Source organism: Paraburkholderia kururiensis JCM 10599 = LMG 19447 (genome assembly GCF_003986935.1).
GTDB lineage: Bacteria > Pseudomonadota > Gammaproteobacteria > Burkholderiales > Burkholderiaceae > Paraburkholderia > Paraburkholderia kururiensis.
Genome location: NZ_RJZE01000008.1, coordinates 164,816 through 184,081, shown reverse-complemented (window position 1 = coordinate 184,081; position 19,266 = coordinate 164,816). Strand labels below are relative to the sequence as shown.

Sequence of the window (19,266 nt, the reverse complement as noted above, 5' to 3'; positions counted from 1 at the left end):
TGCTACACGCCGACTTCTCATGAGCATCGTCACGCCGCTTCACTTACCGCAGTTCGTTCGCGTCGCCGAAACGGCGCGCGCGAGCGTCACTTTTTTTCTCGACGGCGTGCCAGTGCAGGCGCTTGCGGGCGACACGCTGCTCACCGCGATCCTCACGCAGCAGCGGCACGTGCGCCGCAGCGAATTCAGCGACGCGCCGCGTGCGGGTTTCTGCCTGATCGGCGCCTGCCAGGACTGCTGGGTGCGCAGCGAAGACGGCACGCGGCTGCGCGCGTGCTCGACACCGCTGCGTGAAGGCATGCGTGTGCTGACGCGCAACGACGTGCACAACGACGCGCACAGCGACGTGGACAACGAAGCGGCAAACGACGCAACTACCGACGCATCAAACAAAGCGGAGGCGCAATGAGCACGGCCTCGGCGCGCATCGTGATTGTCGGCGCGGGGCCCGCGGGCGTGCGCGCCGCGCAAACGCTCGCGGCCGCGGGGCTGCGTCCCGTCGTGATCGACGAAAACGCCCGCTGGGGCGGGCAGATCTATCGCCAGCCCGCGGCGAACGCAGGCTTCTCGCGCCCGAAATCCGCGCTCTACGGCTTCGAAGCAAAGAAGGCCGACGCGCTCCATCGCGCCATGGCCGACCTGCTGCAGAAGATCGACTATCGGCCCGACACGCTCGCCTGGTCATGCGAGCCTGGGCGGCTCGACACCTTGCGCGAGGGCCGGGAAGCGAGCGTGCCGTGGTCGCATCTGATCATCGCGAGCGGCGCGACCGATCGCATCGTGCCCGTGCCGGGCTGGACCCTGCCCGGTGTCTACACGCTCGGCGGCGCGCAGGTGGCGCTGAAATCGCAGGGCTGCGCGATCGGGCGGCGCACCGTGTTCGCTGGCACCGGGCCGCTGCTCTATCTCGTCGCTTACCAGTACGCGAAAGCGGGTGCGCAGGTGGCTGCGGTGCTCGATACGAGCCCGTTCGCACGTGAGGTTGCCGCCGCGCCGAAGCTGCTCTGCCAACCCGGCACGTTTGCGAAAGGCCTGTATTACCTGGGCTGGCTCAAGGCACACGGAATACGCGTCGAACACGGCGTATCGCTCGATGCGATCGACGGCGAGCACGCCGCGCAATCCCTCCGTTGGCGCACCGCGGACGGCACAGCGCATGCAATCGCGTGCGACGCCGTGGGCCTCGGCTACGGCTTGCGTCCCGAAACGCAGCTTGCCGATCTCGCGGGCTGCCGCTTCGTGTTCGACTCGCTCAACCGCTGCTGGCTGCCCGAGCGCGACGTCGCCGGACGCAGTTCCGTCAAAGGCGTCTACCTGGCCGGCGACGGTGCGGGCATTGCAGGCGCCGATGCCGCCGAACTCGGCGGCCGCCGCGCCGCGCTCGCCGTGCTCGAAGACCTCGGCATGGCCGCGCCGCAGGGCGCGCCATGGTCCACTGCTGCGGCGCTGGAAAAGCGCCTCGCGCGTATCTCGCGCTTTCGCGCCGGCATCGAACACGCGTTCGCGCCGCCCAGCCACTGCGCCGCGAACTGGCCCGACGACCTGACCATCTGCCGCTGCGAGGAAGTGACGGCCGGCACGTTGCGTAGCTGCATTCGCAGCGGCGCGACCACCGAAGTGAATCGCCTGAAGGCGCTCACGCGCATCGGCATGGGGCGCTGCCAGGGGCGCATGTGCGGCGAATCGGCCATGGCGCTCCTCGCCGCGGAAACGGGCAAACCATTGCATGAAGTGGGCCGCCTGCGCAGCCAGGCGCCCATCAAACCCATTCCGATTTCGCCGATGCTGTTCGAAGACGGCGTCCAGGTCGTGGCAGAGGAAGCACACGATGAGTGACACGCGCCACTTCCAGGTCGTGATTGCGGGCGGCGGGCTCGTGGGCACATCGGCTGCGCTCGCGCTGGCACGCAAGGGCGTGAGCGTCGGGCTCTTCGAGCGCCGCTTTTGCGGCGCGCAGGCAAGCGGCGTGAACTACGGCGGCGTGCGCACCCAGGGCCGCACCGCCGAGCAGTTGCCGCTCGCGGTGCGCGCGCGGCGCGTGTGGAACCGCTTGCCGGAGCTGATCGGCATAGACGGGGAATTCGTCGTGTCGGGGCACCTGCGTCTCGCGCGGCGCGACAGCGACCTCGACGCGCTTCACGCGTGGGCCGCGATGGCGCGCGAATACGGCGTGGAGTCGCAGGTCATGCATGGCGACGCGTTTCGCCGCCGTTACCCATGGCTCGGCCGCGCCGCCATTGGCGGCTCGCTCTGCGCAAGCGACGGCCACGCGAATCCGCGGCTCGTTTCACCGGGCTTCGCGGCGGCGGCGCGCCGCGCGGGAGCGCACGTGCAGGAGCACACGGCGCTAACCGACCTCGGCTTCGACGGACGCCGCTTCCAGATGCGAGCGGGCGACGCACGCGTCAGCGCCGACTGGCTCATCAACTGCGCGGGCGCCTGGGCCAATACGGTGGCGGGCAGTTTCGGCGAGACCGTGCCCATGAAGCCCATCTATCCGAACATGTGGGTGACCGAGCCGCTGCCGCGTTTCATCCGGCACAACCTCGGCGTCTACGGCGGCGGCGTCTACGCGCGCCAGGTGGAGCGCGGCAACTGCGTGATCGGCGGCGGGCGCGGACACGGCGACGGCGAATACGCCCAGCCCTCCACCGACACCACGCGCGCCGTCATGCGCGACGCGTGCGCGCTGCTGCCGGGGCTGCGCAATGCGCTCCTCATCCGCACGTGGAGCGGCGTGGAAGGCGAAACGCCGGACAGCAACCCCATCATCGGACCCAGCCACACCACGCCGCGCCTGTTGCACGCCTTCGGCTTTTCGGGCGGCGGCTTCCTGCTCGCGCCGGGCGTGGGCGAGGTGCTGGCCGAACTCGTCACCGAAGGCGCGACGAGCACGCCCATCGAAGCATTCGCCATCGGCCGCTTCACGCAGTCTTCTGTTCATGCCGCTCTCCCCGTCAAATAAGGAGTTCACACGATGAAATTCACACGCACGCTCGCCTCGCTGGCCGCCCTCGTTGCGCTCGGCTGTTCCACCGTCGCCTCGGCGCAGACGAAAACGATCTACATCGGCATGAACGGCGGTCCGATGGAGAAGGCCTATACGAGCCAGGTGCTGCCCGACTTCGAGAAGGCCAACAACGTCAAGGTGGTGGTCGTGCCGGGCACGTCGTCGGATGTGCTCGCCAAGCTGCTCGCCAACCGCAACAGCCCGCAGATTCACGTGGCCTTCCTCGACGACGGCGTGATGGCGCGCGCGGTCAGCATGGGCGTGTGCGAGAAGCTGGACGATTCGCCCGTGCTCAAGGAGCTTTATCCCTTCGCGCGCATGAAGGGCGACATGGGCGCGGGCGTGCAGCTCGGCATGACCGGCATTGGCTACAACACCAAAGTGTTCGCCGACAAGGGCTGGGCGCCGCCCACTTCGTGGCTCGACTTCGCGAACCCGAAATACAAGGGCAAAGTGGTGTTCCAGTCGGCTTCGAGCAGCACGTTCGGGCTGCATGGCTTTCTCGCCATCAATCGCCTGATGGGCGGCAGCGAAAGCAACGTGGAGCCGGCCTTCACGAAGTGGTCGAGCACGGTAGGGCCGAACGTTGTCGAATACATTCCGAACTCGGCGAAGCTCTCGGAGATGATTCAGACCGGCGAAGCAGGACTCTTTCCGCTCACGCCTACCGCCGTGGGCGACCTGAAGGACAAGGGCTTGCCCGTGGCCTACGTGAACCCGAAGGAAGGCGCGGTGCTGCTGCTCGTGGATCTGTGCGTCGTGAAGAACAACCCTGACCCGCAGCTTGCCCAGAAGCTCGCGCAGTTCCTGCTTTCCGCGCCCGCGCAAAGCAAAGCCGCGCTGGCCGGCAAGCAGATCCCCACCAACCGCAACGCCACCATGCCGCCCGACATGCAAAGGAGCCTCGGCGACCTGGACCAGCTCGTGAAGAAGGTGACGGTGGTGGACTGGGACGTGATCAACGCGCACCGCGCGCAGTGGGATTCGCGCTGGAACCGGCAAATCGAGCAGTAAACAGCGACGGCGGGCCGGTCAGCCCCACTGCCGTCAAAGCGCGCGTGGCGAGTTGCGCGTGGGGCTCGCAACTCGCCACGCGCATCAAGGCCGTAAGCTCCTGTCGCGCGTGTGACTTCACCTGCTATTGCGCACGTTCGGCTGCTTCGATAATCGCGTTTGCAACGGCTTGCGGATGGCTCACGAGCGAAACATGGCTGCCATGCACACGCGTGACGGTAGCGCCAATGGCCTTCGCCATGCGCTCCTGCAGTGCGGGAGCAATCATCTGGTCTTCGGTGCTCACCACGAAGTAGGACGGCCGGTCGCGCCAGGCCGGATGCGTGACCTTCTCGTCGAGGCAGCCCGCGTACCAGGGCCCCTGCGTGGCGGCCACGATGCGCTGCCCGGCAAGCGGCAGGTCCGGCGCGAAGAACTGGCGGATCGCCTTGTCCGAGAGCGTCAGATAGCCTGCGGAATCCTTGTGCAGCTCTTTCGACCAGGGCGGCGCGGGCAAGTCCTTCGTGATATCGGCAATCGATTGATTGGCGTCCGGCGCAAAGGCCGAAACGTAGACGAGCGCCTTGACCTTGTCGTCGTTGCCGGCCTCGCTGATGACCACGCCGGCCCACGAATGCCCCACGAGAACGACCCGGCCCGGCTGCTCATCCACGACACGTTTCGTTGCCGCGACGTCGTCGTTCAAAGAACTCAATGGATTCTGCACGGCCACCACGTGCAGCCCCTTTGCCTCGAGGACAGGAATCACGCGGCTCCAGCTCGAACCGTCGGCAAACGCGCCGTGCGTCAGCACCACCGTGGTGTTGCTCAAGTCCTTCGTGCCTTCGGCGTGCGCCATCGTTCCCGTGGCAACGGCGCCAATGATCAGCATGGACTTTAGAAAGCCGCCAAAAAGTTTGGACATCATTTTCATCTCTCGTTTCAGGTTGGAAAAACGGGTGGGCGCGCTACAACGGTTATCTCGCCAGGTCGTGCCCTGTCCGGCCATCACGGCGCAAAACGCGTGAACACGTAATCGCGGTTCTTCACGCGTGCGGCATGACACGCGAAGCACGTCTCATGCTGGGCTTGATCGACCGGCACGCCGTTGATGAAACGCCCGAACCCCCATCCGCCGGTGGACGCGTAGCGCTTCGCGTCTTTCACCATGACCTGCACCGTCGTGGGCTGGCCCGGCACCGTGGCGGGCGCGAACGCATCGGACTGCTTTTTCCGGTAAGCGAGCTTGACCAGAATCGTCCCGTCCGGAAACGGCAAGGTGGCATTCCTGATGGCCTTGATCGCTGTGTCGTTGCCGAGCACCACGCGCAACTCATCGAGCGGTGCCGCTTCCGCGGCGGGCGCGATCATCTGCCATTCGCGATAGCCCTTTGGAATCGTCACGCCGTAAATGGGCGACGCGGCCGCTGTCGTTTGCGCGTCGTCAGCAGTCGCGCCATCACTCGTCAATGCCGTGAGCCCGAGCAGGCCGCCCGCCAGCAACGCGCCGATGCTGCGCCATTTCGATTTCATCCTGCGCTCCCGCATTACAGATGCTGGACCTGGAGAATCGCGTCGGCGAATGCCTGGGGCGCTTCCTGCGGCAAGTTGTGCCCAATGCCGCCGCTGATGTTTCGATGCTGGTACTTGCCCGTGAACTTCTTCGCGTACGCCGAAGGCTGCGGATGCGGTGCGCCATTGGCGTCACCTTCCATCGTGATGGTGGGCACCGATATATCGGGCGACGTAGCGAGCTTTTTCTCGAGTTCGTCGTATTGCGATTCGCCCTGCGCGAGACCCAGACGCCAGCGATAGTTGTGGATGACGATGGCGACGTGGTCGGGGTTGTTGAACGACTCGGCCGAGCGCGCGTACGTTGCGTCGTCGAAATGCCATTGCGGCGAGGCAAGGCGCCAGATCAGCTTGTTGAATTCGAAGCGGTTGGCTGCATAGCCTGCTTCGCCGCGGTCGGTCGCGAAATAGAACTGATACCACCAGGCCAGTTCGGCCTGCGGCGGCAGCGGCTTCCTGTTTGCCTCCTGGCTGCCGATCAGATAGCCGCTCACGGAAACCAGCGCCTTGCACCGCTCGGGCCAAAGCGCCGCAACGATGTCGGCGGTACGGCCGCCCCAGTCGAACCCGCCAATCACCGCTTGCCTGATTTTCAAGGCGTCCATGAACGCGATGACGTCGACCGCGACGACGGCTTGCTGACCGTTGCGCGGCGTATCTGCCGACAGGAATCGCGTCGGCCCGTAGCCGCGAAGGTACGGCACGAGCACGCGATAACCCGCCGACACGAGTATGGGTGTCACTTCGGCAAAGCTGAAAACATCGTAGGGCCATCCATGCAGCAGGATGACGACCGGACCGTTCGCCGGCCCTGCCTCCACGTATCCGATGCTGAGCCGGTTGGCATCCACCTGGCGCAGCGTGCCGAATAGCGCGCCCCCTCCGGCGGGCGTCAAACCCGCCGCGGCCGGGGCCGATTGGGCGCGCGCCATTTCGCTCAGTCCCGAACCCAGCACGGCAAGGCCGGCGATGGTGGTACCCAATACGCGGCGACGCCGCGCGTCGATCTGATCAGACATAGTCGTATCCCCAAAAAAAGATGAGTTAGTTCGTCGTGCCGCAAGCCGCGGCAGGTCTGCCGATCTGCGTTCTTCTCAAACGCGATCGCCGTTGATGGTCGAAGCTTAAGGAGAAGGTCTAATGCGCGATATTCATCGAGGGGAGAAGCGGCGCACGCCTTGTCATGAGGCACCTATACCTTGGTATTAGAGCGCTCGCCTCGAACACCGGACCGTACTTAGGCATGTTGTCCGGCGATCGGGCATCCCTCACGCCATGGACCGCATCGCTCTGAACCCGACACGCACGATTCAGGAGTGCGCGTAGATCGGCTCGAGTCCCGGAATCGTGTCTTGCGCAGAGGTCGCACGCGAGCCCGACGACGGGGAACCGGTGATAACGGGACCATAAGCCGAGGCCGCGTCGCGGTTCTGGGCACTCACGCGCGCTTCGGCGGCCTGGATGTTCGCGGGGTACTGGGTGTAGTCACCCGCCGGGTTGTAGCCGGCCTTCTCGAGTTGAACGAGTTCCGCCCGAACCTGCGCACGCGTGAGCGGCTGGCTGGATTGAGCAAACGAAACGGCGGGAACGGCGACAACAGCGGCAACGATCAGCGACTGGACGAGCTTCATGGTTTTCACCTGTGAGTATCGAGTTGATTCACGCCACACCCGCGTGGCGCCCGGTATCCGGTTGGCGTGAGGTCCGCTTCGCGGCATCGCCAACTGGCATGGGTGTATTTGAATCGCTCGACGTATCCGGCTTGTTTCCGCGAAGCGGCGTTTATGTATGCGTTCTTGTCTTTTTTTGCCGCGGATACACAACGATACAAAGCGGCGCCGTGCATCGGGATGTGAGGAAAGGGTTGCGCGGCCTGGCGCGCGGCAGACAAACGGCTAGGACTAGCGGCCGATCCGCCTCGTCTGCGAAGGCAGTTCGCCGAACAGTTCCTGATAGTCGGCGGCGAAATGGCTCATGTGGAAGAAACCCCAGTTGGCGGCGGCGTCGCCAATGGCGAGGTCACTGGCGCGCGTTGCCATCAACTCGCGGCGCACGCCGTTGAGCCGCACAGAGCGCAGATACTTCACCGGCGTCGTTTCCGCCACGGTGCGAAAACTGTTCTGCACGGTGCGCCTGCTGATCTGCAACCGCTGACACAGTTCGATCACGCTCGGTGCGTTCGCGGCGTCCGATACGGTCAACCGATGGCACTTGTCCACGATGAAGCTTTGCGTCGAACTCCCCGGGCGCTGGTTGCGGTCACATGTCGGGTCCGTCAACAGTTGGAGCAGACCGTCGAGCATCTCCTGCTCGAGACTTCGTTCGAGGTCCGGCCCGTCGTTCGATGAACCCGCTGCGCCAGATGCGCCTGATGCGCCCGATGACTCCAATGGGTCCATCGCGAGCGCGCTCAAAAAGAGCGCCAGCAGTTGGTCACGGCATTGTGCGAGCCGTTTTGACGGCACCTTGATGACAGGCTGCCGTAACAGCGTGCGGATGTCGCCCGGCGAAGGCGTAGCTTCCAGCGCGCTTTCGAACAGCTCGCCGTCGAACGTGATGGAGAGCATGTCCATACCCATCGGCATATGGAACATGAATTCTTCACCGCCACGCAGCACGAAGATGCTGTTCTCGTCAGCCTCGCGGCCCTGCATGCGGATTGCGCCCGACACGGCTGTAGGAATCGCGAAACACATCTTGCCCTTCGGCGCTTCACCGTGCTGCACGACACGCTGGCTGATCCGCTCGCGAAACACATGAGTGCGCGTGCTTTTCAGTTGCATCAACGAGCTTTCCAGCGGCCCCGCCGATATCTGGCTATAAGTCTGATTCCAGTCCCGCACGGCACAGGCATGCATATGCACGTCCTGGAATCGGTTGATGCTTTGATTCATGACGTTGAATTACCTGTTGTATGAACGGGTTCCCAAAGAATCACTCCGACGCATTCCTAAACGTCGATGCACAGACCGTGCCAGCCAACATCGGGGATGCCGTGATTGTGCCCACCTGCATTCGCGACGTTCTACCAGGGATAACCCGTCGCGCTGCACGCCTTGCGCGCGTGCACGCAGGGCCACCTTGGCGCAAAAGAGTGCACAGGCACCAGCGCGGTGACAACGGCACTTCACTTCGCAGCCGTTGAAGCACCTCGACACACGAAGCGACTTTCGAACTTGCTCATTTGGGATACCGCCGTGCCGGTGTTCGCAATGAAACTTCGTTCACACGGCGAGCGTCGGGCATAGCACCCGCCTCACGCCCGCTCGAGCACACCCGTTGCGCCTCGTGGCGCTTCAATGCACTGCACGGAGACACGATGACTTACGAAAACGCCCGCTTCTGGCACCCCATGATGCACCCCGCTGCGATGAAGGAACGCAAGCCTCTGCGCATTGTTCGCGGCGACGGCTGCTACGTCTTCGACGAATCCGGCAACCGCTTCGTCGACGGCGTGGGCGGACTGTGGAACGTCAACGTGGGGCACAACCGCCCCGAGGTCAAGGCGGCCATCGTGAAGCAGCTCGATCAGCTCGAGTATTTCCAGCTGTTCGACGGCGTGTCGAACCCGCCCGCCGAAGCGCTTTCCGCACGTCTGATGGAAGTGCTCGCGCCCGAAGAAATGAAGCGCGTGGTGTTCAGCTCCAACGGTTCGGACTCCACCGAAACCGCGCTGAAGCTGGCGCGCCAGTACTGGAAAATCCTGGGTCAGAAAGACCGCACGAAATTCATCTCGCTCAAAGAGGGCTACCACGGCAGTCACTTCCTGAGCGCATCGGTCAATGGCAACGCCGTTTTCCGCCGCAACTACGAGCCGCTCATCCCCGGCTGCTTCCAGGTGCAGAACCCCTGGGTGTATCGCAATCCGTTCACGAGCGACCCGGAAGAACTGTCGACGTTGTGTGCAGATCTGCTGGACCGCGAGATCCAGTTCCAGGGCCCGGACACCGTCGCCGCCTTCATCGCCGAGCCGGTTCAGGGCGCGGGCGGCGTGATCGTGCCGCCCGCAAGCTTCTGGCCCAAAGTGCGCGCCGTATGCGACAAGTACGGCGTCCTGCTGATCGCCGATGAAGTGGTCACGGGATTCGGACGTTCCGGCAGTCTCTTTGGCGTGCGCGGCTGGGGCGTCAAGCCGGACTTCATGTGCTTCGCCAAGGGTCTGTCTTCCGGATACGTGCCGCTGGGCGCCACGGTATTCAACGACCGCGTGGCGCAGGCCTTCGAAACCAACCAGGACTTCTCCGGGCAACTCATGCACGGCTACACGTACGCGGGCCATCCCGTGGGTTGCGCCGCCGCACTCGCAAGCCTCGACATCGTGGTGGGCGAAGATCTGCCCGGCAACGCCGGCAAGCAGGGCGCCTATCTGCTCGAAGCATTGCAGCCGTTCGCCGATCGCTTCGAAGCCATTGGCGAAGTGCGCGGCAAAGGTCTCATGCTCGCCATCGACCTCGTCAACGACAAGGCCACGCACGAGCCCATCAGCCCGATGTCGGGCTACGCCTACAACGTCGCGGAAGTGGCGCGCCGCAACGGCGCGATCGTGCGTCCGGTGGGCACGAAGATCATCCTGTCGCCGCCGCTCGTGATCCAGCGGCCCGAGATCGACCGCATCGTGTCCGCGCTCGATGCCGCCTTCAAGGAAGTGCCGTTCGTCCGCTAAAGCGGCCAACGTTCTCTACGCCCAATGAATTCATGAGCATGAGCCAGAACCTGAAGCACTTCATTAACGGCACACCGGCCGATGCCTCCGACGGCGGTCGCATGCGCCTCCTGAATCCGGTTGACGAACTCGAATACGCGAGCGCCGCAGAAGGCACCGCCGAAGACGTGCAACGCGCCGTCGCCGCAGCCAGCGCGCAATTGTCCGGTGGTGCATGGCGCACGCTGGACGGCGCACAGCGCGCGCGTCTGCTGATCCGGCTCGCCGATCTGGTCGAACGCGACACGACGCTGCTCGCCGACATGGACGCCCACGCGATTGGCCGCTCGCCCATCGAGCCGCGCATGATGGACGTGCCGAACGCTGTCGCCAACCTGCGTGCCGCGGCGGGTTGGGCAAACCAGCTGGAAGGCCGGACCATTCCCACCGCGGGCTACATGGGAAACAGGACGCTTTCGTACACCGTGCGCGAGCCCGTCGGCGTGGTGGGCGCCATCGTGCCGTGGAACGCGCCGCTCATGATTACCACCTGGAAGCTTGCGGCCTTGCTCGCCGCGGGCTGCACGGTGGTCATCAAGCCGGCAGAAGAAACGCCGCAGTCCGCGCTGCATCTCGCCGCGCTGTGCAAGGAAGCCGGCTTTCCCGATGGCGTCGTGAACGTGGTCACGGGGCGCGGCGACGTAGTGGGCCGGGCGCTATGCGAGCACCCGGACGTCGCGAAGATCAGCTTCACGGGCAGCCCCGAAGCCGGCCGCACCATTCAGCGCATTGCCGGCGCGCAGTTCAAACGCGTGACGCTGGAGCTGGGCGGCAAGAGTCCGCAGATCGTATTCGAAGACGCGCCGTTCGACGAAGCCGTGCGCGGCTGCGCCCTCGGCATCTTCGTGAACCAGGGGCAAGTCTGCGCCGCGGGCTCGCGCATTCTCGTGCAGCGCAGCCTCGTCCAGCGCTTCGCCGCAGCGATGGCCGAAGCCGCGGCCACCATCAAGGTGGGCGACCCGCGCGAGCCCGGCGTGCAGATGGGACCGCTCGCGAAGCAGCAGCAATTCGAACGCGTGAACCGCTACATTCAGGCCGGCCTCGACGAAGGGGCTGAGCTGCTCGTGGGCGGCGTCTCCCAGCCCGAGAAGGGATGGTTCGTGAAACCGACTGTCTTCGCCGGCGCGAACAACGGCATGACCATCGCGCGAGAGGAAATCTTCGGCCCGGTCGGCACGATCATCGCGTTCGATACCGAAGAAGAAGCCGTGGCCATCGCCAACGATTCGGACTACGGACTCGCGGCCACGCTCTGGACCAACGATCTCACGCGCGCGCACCGCGTCGCGCATCAGGTGAAGGTGGGCGCGGTCGGCGTGAACTGCTGGAGCCCGCTGGATGCGAATCTTCCGTGGGGCGGCCTCAAAAGCAGCGGCATAGGCCGCGAAGGCGGCATCACCGGCGCGCTCGCCTACACCGAAGAGAAAGTGATCACGGTTCTGCTGCCCTCCTGAGCTTTTCGCCACCCTCGACAAAGGAGACCGCCATGCGCTGGAGAAACACGCTGGAGTCCTACGGCAATGTCTCGATGCTGTTCCACTGGCTGACCGCCGCGGCGTTCATTACCGCGTATGTGGTCGTCTACTACGTCATCTGGTTCGTCGACCCGGAGACGAGCATCAAGCCCGCCCTCTTCGGCACCACGCCGAACGCAGCGCGCGTGGTGCCCATTCTCAACATCCACTGGATTCTGGGCATCACGATCGCGTTTCTCACGCTGCCCCGCCTGCTATGGCGGATCTTCGGCATCGTGCCGCGCCACCTTTCGCATTCGCGCATCGAGAACCGCGCAGCAGACGTGGCGCACTGGGCGCTCTACGCCCTGCTGATTCTGATGCCCGTTTCAGGCTACATGACCACCTACGACCCCACGAACTTCGGCTTCTTCGTCATTCCCGCATGCCGGAACACGGCGTTCGCGGCGTGGATCCGGTCGATCTTCGGTCTCTCCGTAACGGGTCTGGAAGACGTGATGTGGGCCGTGCACAGCTTCATCGGCCAATGGGTGGCCTGGCCGCTCGTCGTGATTCATGCGGGCGCGGCTCTCGTGCATCACTTCGTGCGTAAAGACGCGGTGCTCAAACGCATGCTGCCGCTCGCGCAGCACGACGAACCCGCCACCGGGGCGCCCACTGCCGCCACTCAGCCCAACCACCGTTAGCCCCGCCGCAAGCCGTTCCCGTACTTCCGAAGCGATCCCGAAATCACGAAGCACCGCGCTCAAGGCTGGAGTCTCTCCGCCTTGAGGCCGGCTTCGTGAGGGATGCGTTCGTCCGCGAAATGCCGGTCGTTCCCACGCATGTGCAGATCGCGCCCACTCCATCCGCAAGCATTGAAAGCGATTCAACTCACTCGAGGAAACGACATGAAGACAAAACGATTCCGGCGCACCGCCTGTGCAAGCACCACCCTGAAAACCACACTGAGCGCCACGCTCGCCGCCAGCCTCCTTTTCGGCACCGGCATGGCCGTGGGCGCGGACCCCGCTGCACTGGACCGGCTCACGCCATCGGGCGCGGAAAAAGAAGCCAACAAGGACGGCACCATTCCCGCGTGGCAAGGCGCCGAAGCGCCGTTGCCCGGCTGGGAATGGGGCAAGCTGCGCCTCGCGTACTGGAAGCACAAGGACGAAAAGCCGCTCTTTTCCATCGATGCCTCGAACGTCGATAAATACGCGGACCACCTTTCCGCCGGCGAGGCCGCCATGATCCGGCAAACGAAGGGCTATCGCATGGACGTCTACCCTTCGCACCGCACCTGCGGCGTGCCCGACTTCGTTGCGGCCAACACGCGCAAGAACGTGGGCACGGCCAAACTCAACGACGACGGCTGGAGCATCAAGGACGCCACCGTGCCGGGCTACCCGTTCCCCATTCCATCCACCGGCGTGGAAGCCATGTGGAACGCGAAGCTGCGCTATCGCGGCGTGGGCATCGACTACAAGAAGACCATCACCGCCGTGTCGCCACGCCGCGGCGGCAGCGAATGGATTCGTGCCGAGTCCGAGCAGACGCTCTTCATTCCGTGGGGCGAGAAAGGATCGCACGCGCTCTCGTCCTACCCGCCCGTCGAGTTCTATGTGTACTTCGCCTATCTCTCGCCCACGGCGCTCGCGGGCCAGGCACTCGCCATCACGCAGTATCTGAACCAACCGGAAAACGAGACCTTCTATTACTTCCCGGGCCAGCGCCGCGTGCGCCGCATGCCGGCCTACTCGCATGACGCGCCGCAGATCGGCATGGAAAACCAGTACACGCTGGACGAACCGAACGTGTTCAACGGCGCGCTGGACCGCTTCAACTGGAAGCTCGTGGGCAAGAAGGAAATCTACGTGCCCTATAACGACTTCGGCGCCTTCGACTTCCAGTCGAAGTTCGAAGACATCGCCCAGAACAACTTCATCGCGCCGAGCCATCGCCGCTACGAGTTGCATCGCGTATGGGTGGTCGAAGCCACGGTGAAGGCCGGCATGCGGCACTCGGCCCCGCGGCGCGTGGTGTACCTGGACGAAGACAGCTGGGCCCCCGTGCTGATGGACGACTTCGACGGTCAGGACAAGCTTGCCAAGATGCGCGAAGGCTTCCTCATTCCCGTCTACGAAACCGGCACCTGCGACGTGATGGCCATGGTGCAGAACAACCTGGCCGAAGGCCGCTACGTGTTCGACACGCACGCTGCCGGCGTCGGCAAGGACGTTCGCTATTTCACGGAACCCACGGGGCCGCGCATGCGCGCTGACTTCTACACCGCTGAAAACCTGCGCGCCATCAGCGAGCGCTGAGTCGTTCCCGCTGGGTCATTCCCGCTCAGTCATTCCGGGTCGTTCCAGCACCCACAAAACAGACAAGCCAAGGAGATCAACCATGTCCGGTGTCCAGGGGATTCGCATGCGCACGGCCGCCGCATCTGTCTGCGGTCTGCTTTCAGCAGTCGGCGCGCAAGCGGCCGACTTCGAGTTCAGCGACGTAAGAGGCAGTTTCGATTCGACCATCTCGGTAGGTACCGGCATACGCGCCAAGTCGCCCGCCTGCGATCTCATTACGGCGGGCGCGACCGGAGCAGGCGCCCCGGCCGGCTGCCTCGCGCCCACGTCTTCCATGGGCGATCAGGGCAACCTGAACTACGCCAAAGGCGATGCGTTCACGACGTACCTGAAAGGCAGTCACGAACTGCTGCTCAAGATGCCGGACGACTTCACCTTCCTCGGGCGGGTGAACTGGATACGCGACTTCACCGCCACGCACACCACCGGCTACCTGAGCCCGGCCACGCCGTCGTATCTCACGAGCGGCCAGGCGTCCGATGCGAGTTCGGACCTGCGTTTCAAGGCTCGCCTGCTCGACCTCTGGGTCAGCAAGTCGTTTCAGCTGTTCGGCGAAACGGCGCGCGTGCGCGTGGGTAATCAGGTCATCAGCTGGGGCGAAAGCCTGTTCCTGCCGGGCGGCATCAACGCCACCAATGCCATCGACGTGATGCGCCTCTCGCAGCCGGGCACGCAGCTGAAAGAAGCGGTGCTTCCCGCGCCTATCGCGAGCTTCGCAACGGGCCTCGGCCACGGGCTCAATCTGGAGACCTATATCCAGAGCAACTGGAACGGCAACTACCTGCCGCCTTCGGGCAGCTATTGGTCGTTCGCCAACGGCATGGGCCGGGGCCACGACGCCTACGGGCTCATCGAGGTCAAGCCGAAGAACGGCGGGCAATGGGGCACCGCGCTGCGCTGGCAGCCCGCGGGCACGCCGGTGAATCTCGGCTTCTACGTGATGAGCTACAACGACAAGTCGCCGAATTTCAGCACGAACGCGGGCGGCACGGGCCATTCGGGCTGGGCGTATGCCGAAGACCGGCGCCTCTTCGGCATCAGCGCGAACATGCCGATAGGCGACTGGGCCATCGGCACCGAACTGTCGTATCGCCCGCGCGATGCCGTCGCGCTCAACCCGGCCGTGAGCGGCTGCGCGTCGAACAACGGCAACTGCTGGGCCAACGAAAAGAAGTTTCAGTGGCACCTTACGGGCATGCTGAGCCTCACGCCCAGCAACGCCCACACCATCCTGAAGCTGCTGGGGGCGGACACCGCCACGCTCATGGCCGAAGCCGTGGTGGTGAGCTACCCGGGCCTCAAGCAGTACTACGGCAACGACCCGATTTCCGCAGGCGCATGGGGATGGGGCCAGGAGTACAGCGCCAACGGCACGCCCAGGCCCGTGGGCACGAAAACGTCGTGGGGCTATAACCTGGACTTCAGCTGGGTGTACGACGGCAAACTGATTCCGGGCTGGCAGGTGATTCCCGAGGTCTATTACTTCCAGGCCGTGAGCGGTAGAACGCCGAATGCCGTGGGCCAGTTCATGGAAGGCGCGAAGTCGGTCAATCTCGTCGTGACGTTCATCCAGAACCCGGCGAACTGGCAGGCCGCTATCAACTACTCCGCATTCTTCGGCGGCAAGAGCGTATTCGACCAGCCATATCGCGACCGCAATTTCGTCGGCCTCACGCTGTCGCGCAACTTCTGACCGAAGCCGTCCCCTCTCAAGCAAACCGTTCCCGCGCCATGCCCACTCCGCCCGACACCACCACGGCGCTGCAACGCGCCGTGCTCCGCTTCGAAGCATTCGTCTTTTCTCACCGGCGCCTCATTCTTGCCGCCCTCGCCGTGTTCACGCTCGTCATGGCGTGGTTCGCCACGCAGTTGCGCATGGATGCGGGCTTCGACAAGCAGATGCCCGTCGGGCACGAGTACATCCAGACGTTCGAGAAATATCGCAACGACACCTTGGGAGCGAACCGCCTGAACATCGTCGTCAAGGCGCGCCACGGCAACATCTGGAATGCCGCGGCGCTCAAGCGGCTTTACGACGTGACGCAGGCGGTCATCTTCCTGCCCAACATCGAACGGCTGGGCGTGCAGTCGCTGTGGACGCCCAACAGCTTCGTGAATGAAATTACCGAGGACGGCTTTCGCGCGGACCCGCTGATCGACAGCACGATCACGCCCGCGCAACTCGATAGCGAAACCATCGGCAATATCCGGCGCGCGGCAAGACAAGGGGGCTTCGTCGGCACGCTGGTCTCGCGCGACGAAACGAGCGCGATGATCACCGCCGAGCTGCTCGAATACGACGCCCACGGCGCCAAGCTCGACTACGTGGATTACAACCATCTGCTCGAACAGCGCATTCGTTCGAAGTTCGAAGACGGCGACTTCGAAATCCAGATCATCGGTTTCGCCAAGCAGATAGGCGACATCGCCGACGGCGCGCGTTCCGTGTTCAAGTTCTGCGCCATTGCGTTGCTGCTCACGGCCGCCGCCGTGTACTGGTACTGCCGCTCGCTGCGCTTTACCCTGCTCCCCGTTCTGTGTTCGCTCACGTCACTGGTCTGGCAGTTCGGCACGCTGCGCCTGCTCGGCTTCGGGCTCGATCCGCTCGCGGTGCTGGTGCCGTTTCTTGTGTTCGCCATCGGCGTGTCGCATGGCGTGCAGCAGATCAACTACATCGTGCGCGGTATTTCGCATGGGCATTCCAACTTCGACGCGTGCCGCGACAGCTTCAGCGGACTGCTGATTCCCGGCACGCTCGCGCTCGTCACGGCGTTCGTCTCGTTCATCACGCTGCTCTTGATCCCCATTCCGATGGTGCGGGAGCTGGCCATCGCGGCTTCGCTCGGCGTGGCGTACAAGATCGTCACGAACCTCGTGATGCTGCCCGTGGCAGCCTCCTTCTTCAACGTGAGCAAGGCCTACGCGGACAAGGCGCTGGTTCGCCGTGAACACCAGGCGTCCTGGCTGCGCGTGGTGGCTCGCGTGGCGGAACCGCGCAATGCGCTCGTCGTGCTGGCGCTCACCGCCTGCGTTTTCGCGGTGGCGGTATGGCAAGGCCGCGATCGCGTGGTGGGCACGTTGCAGCCAGGCGCTCCCGAACTACGCGCCGATGCACGTTTTAACCGCGACGCCGTGGCTATCTCCAGCAACTTCGATACGGGCCTCGACTGGCTGACGGTGATCTTCGAAGCGCCGCCGGAGAGTTGCAACAACGTCAACATCGGCCTCTACCAGGACCGCTTTACGTGGGCCATGCAGCACGTGGACGGCGTGCTTTCCGCAGCGTCTTACTCCGCACAATTGAGGCTCTACAACGAAGGCTATAACGAAGGCAATCCGAAGATGAGCGTGGTGCCCATCGACCCTGCCAATTACGCCGCGCTCTCCACGGAAATTGCGCGCGTGCGCGGCACGATGCGCAAAGACTGCAGCATGACCGCCGTGAACCTCTTCCTCACCGACCACAAGGCCACCACGATCCAGCGCGTCATCGACGCGGTGAAGGCGTTCCGCACCACCAGCGCGCCGCCGGGCGTGAGCATGCGGCTCGCCTCGGGCAATGCCGGCGTGCTGGCCGCCATCAACGACGAAGTGGCCAGAAGTGAACTGCCGATGATGCTTTACGTGTACGCGGCCATCGTGATTCTGGTGTTCCTGGTCTATCGCGATCTGCGCGCTGTTATCGCGTGCTGTCTGCCGCTGACGGTGGGCACCTTCGTGGGCTACTGGTTCATGAAGGAACTGCAGATCGGCCTCACGGTAGCCACGCTGCCTGTGATGGTGCTCGCGGTGGGCATCGGCGTGGACTACGCGTTCTATATCTACAACCGCCTGTTGCTGCACGTGGCCAACGGCCAGCCCACCGTGAAGGCCATCGAGCACGCAATTCTCGAAGTGGGCACGGCCACCATTTTCACGGCCATCACGCTCGCCATTGGCGTGGCGACGTGGTCGTTCTCGCAGCTGAAATTTCAGGCCGACATGGGCAAGCTGCTCGCCTTCATGTTCATGGTGAACATGGTGATGGCGATGACCGCGCTGCCCGCCATGGTCGTCTGGCTCGAAAAGCTCTTCCCGCGCCGCCGCCCCGTGCACGCAACCGGACTCCAACATCATTGAACGCCGCCATGACTTCTCGCCTCTCTGCTCTCGCCTGCGCGGCGCTTCTGTCTTTGCCGCTCGTCGCCCTGGCCGCCGTGACGACGGACAACGTGCCACCCGCACCGTTGGCTGCACCGGCCGCCTCCGTGCCGTATGCGGCCTCGGCCACGATGCTGGGCACTGCCACAGCCGGCTCGCGCATCGTCGCGGTGGGCGACCATGGTGTCGTTCTGCTCTCCGATGACGGCGGCAAGACCCACCGGCAGGCGAAACGCGTGCCGGTGGACGTCACGTTGACCTCCGTCTCGTTCGTCGATGCGCGGCAAGGCTGGGCCGTGGGCCACTGGGGCGTCGTGCTGCGCACCACGGACGGCGGCGAAACCTGGCAACTGCAACGCAGCGACACGAAGACCGACCGTCCGCTGTTCGCGGTCCACTTCTTCGACGCGGATCACGGTGTGGCCGTCGGCCTGTGGTCGCTGACGCTGGAAACGTCGGATGGCGGAGCGCACTGGCGAGCAGTCACGTTGCCCTCCCCCGGCGAGGGGCAACGCGCGGACCTGAATCTGCAAGGCCTCTTCGTGGACGCACAGGACCGGCTCTACGCGCCGGCCGAACGCGGCATGGTGCTGCGTTCCGACGATCGCGGCGCGCACTGGCGCTACCTCAGCACCGGCTACAAGGGATCGTTCTGGACCGGCGCAGCCGCTGCCGACGGCACGCTGTTTGTCGGCGGCCTGCGCGGCTCGCTGTACAAGAGCGCCGATCACGGCGAAACGTGGCAACGCGTGGAAACGCAGAGCAAGTCGTCCATCGCGTCGCTCGTGCTGTGCGGCTCGACTATCGTCGGCGTGGGTCTGGATGGTCTCGTCGTGCACAGCGACGATGGCGGAGCGTCGTTTGCCTCCAACGTGCGCCAGGACCGCTTGCCGTTGACGGCCGTGGCCTTCGATGCGTCCTGTCATGCCGTGCTGTATTCGCGAGAAGGTGTAGTGGCCGACGCACCCATCCAGGCACTCGCAAAATAAGGCACATCAGGCGCGACGGCGGAAGCGAAAGAAGCGC

General features: G+C 64.5%; 16 protein-coding genes. 11 read left to right on the top strand and 5 right to left on the bottom strand.

From position 1 onward, the window contains the following. Positions 1–19: 19 nt before the first annotated feature. Genes PKKP23_RS11915 through PKKP23_RS11900 form a run of 4 tightly spaced genes read left to right on the top strand, consistent with a single transcriptional unit; the run spans position 20 to position 4,024 of the window. A complete protein-coding gene (locus tag PKKP23_RS11915; RefSeq protein ID WP_126877032.1) occupies positions 20–409 on the top strand; it encodes a (2Fe-2S)-binding protein in 390 nt (129 codons plus the stop codon). Further along, complete coding sequence (locus PKKP23_RS11910) at positions 406–1,836, top strand: FAD/NAD(P)-dependent oxidoreductase (RefSeq protein WP_126877031.1); 1,431 nt, start codon at positions 406–408, stop codon at positions 1,834–1,836. Before PKKP23_RS11915 ends, PKKP23_RS11910 begins: the two co-directional genes overlap by 4 nt. Continuing rightward, positions 1,829–2,965 carry an NAD(P)/FAD-dependent oxidoreductase gene (locus PKKP23_RS11905; RefSeq protein WP_126877030.1) on the top strand — a complete coding sequence of 379 codons (1,137 nt, stop codon included), beginning with the start codon at positions 1,829–1,831 and terminating at the stop codon, positions 2,963–2,965. Before PKKP23_RS11910 ends, PKKP23_RS11905 begins: the two co-directional genes overlap by 8 nt. A gap of 12 nt (positions 2,966–2,977) precedes the next feature. Next, positions 2,978–4,024, top strand: a complete 1,047-nt coding sequence (locus PKKP23_RS11900; protein ID WP_126877029.1) for an ABC transporter substrate-binding protein — start codon at positions 2,978–2,980, stop codon at positions 4,022–4,024. 124 nt (positions 4,025–4,148) lie between these two features. On the opposite strand, the gene PKKP23_RS11895 is transcribed toward PKKP23_RS11900, so the two are convergent. The 5 genes from PKKP23_RS11895 to PKKP23_RS11875 all read right to left on the bottom strand — a co-directional run bounded on the left by PKKP23_RS11895 (position 4,149) and on the right by PKKP23_RS11875 (position 8,469). Beyond that, positions 4,149–4,895, bottom strand: coding sequence for an alpha/beta fold hydrolase (locus PKKP23_RS11895; protein WP_420873219.1), 747 nt, complete (start codon positions 4,893–4,895; stop codon positions 4,149–4,151). Positions 4,896–5,011: 116 nt separating this feature from the next. Beyond that, positions 5,012–5,536, bottom strand: a complete 525-nt coding sequence (locus PKKP23_RS11890) for a cytochrome P460 family protein (RefSeq protein ID WP_126877027.1) — start codon at positions 5,534–5,536, stop codon at positions 5,012–5,014. A 14-nt stretch (positions 5,537–5,550) separates the two neighbouring features. Then, entirely contained in the window at positions 5,551–6,594 is a 1,044-nt protein-coding gene (locus PKKP23_RS11885) for an alpha/beta fold hydrolase (protein WP_126877026.1), read from the bottom strand. A gap of 291 nt (positions 6,595–6,885) precedes the next feature. Beyond that, positions 6,886–7,206 (bottom strand): DUF4148 domain-containing protein, encoded by a 321-nt coding sequence (locus PKKP23_RS11880; protein ID WP_126877025.1) that lies wholly within the window; start codon positions 7,204–7,206, stop codon positions 6,886–6,888. A gap of 270 nt (positions 7,207–7,476) precedes the next feature. Continuing rightward, complete coding sequence (locus PKKP23_RS11875; RefSeq protein ID WP_126877024.1) at positions 7,477–8,469, bottom strand: helix-turn-helix domain-containing protein; 993 nt, start codon at positions 8,467–8,469, stop codon at positions 7,477–7,479. Positions 8,470–8,894: 425 nt separating this feature from the next. On the opposite strand from PKKP23_RS11875, the gene PKKP23_RS11870 reads away from it, so the two are divergent. The 7 genes from PKKP23_RS11870 (at position 8,895) to PKKP23_RS11840 (ending at position 19,229) form a co-directional block, all read left to right on the top strand. After that, positions 8,895–10,238: an aspartate aminotransferase family protein gene (locus PKKP23_RS11870; protein ID WP_017775068.1), complete on the top strand. Its 1,344-nt coding sequence runs from the start codon at positions 8,895–8,897 to the stop codon at positions 10,236–10,238. Between the two features lie 38 nt (positions 10,239–10,276). Then, positions 10,277–11,731, top strand: a complete 1,455-nt coding sequence (locus tag PKKP23_RS11865) for an aldehyde dehydrogenase family protein (RefSeq protein WP_026121502.1) — start codon at positions 10,277–10,279, stop codon at positions 11,729–11,731. A gap of 32 nt (positions 11,732–11,763) precedes the next feature. Then, entirely contained in the window at positions 11,764–12,438 is a 675-nt protein-coding gene (locus PKKP23_RS11860; protein WP_017775066.1) for a cytochrome b, read from the top strand. A 204-nt stretch (positions 12,439–12,642) separates the two neighbouring features. Continuing rightward, complete coding sequence (locus PKKP23_RS11855) at positions 12,643–14,058, top strand: DUF1329 domain-containing protein (RefSeq protein ID WP_126877023.1); 1,416 nt, start codon at positions 12,643–12,645, stop codon at positions 14,056–14,058. 106 nt (positions 14,059–14,164) lie between these two features. Next, a complete protein-coding gene (locus tag PKKP23_RS11850; protein WP_017775064.1) occupies positions 14,165–15,793 on the top strand; it encodes a DUF1302 domain-containing protein in 1,629 nt (542 codons plus the stop codon). Between the two features lie 38 nt (positions 15,794–15,831). Continuing rightward, the gene (locus PKKP23_RS11845; protein WP_126877022.1) at positions 15,832–18,219 is read left to right on the top strand and encodes an efflux RND transporter permease subunit; all 2,388 of its coding nucleotides are present in this window, start codon (positions 15,832–15,834) and stop codon (positions 18,217–18,219) included. Between the two features lie 8 nt (positions 18,220–18,227). After that, positions 18,228–19,229 carry a WD40/YVTN/BNR-like repeat-containing protein gene (locus PKKP23_RS11840; protein ID WP_126877021.1) on the top strand — a complete coding sequence of 334 codons (1,002 nt, stop codon included), beginning with the start codon at positions 18,228–18,230 and terminating at the stop codon, positions 19,227–19,229. Positions 19,230–19,266 lie beyond the last annotated feature (37 nt).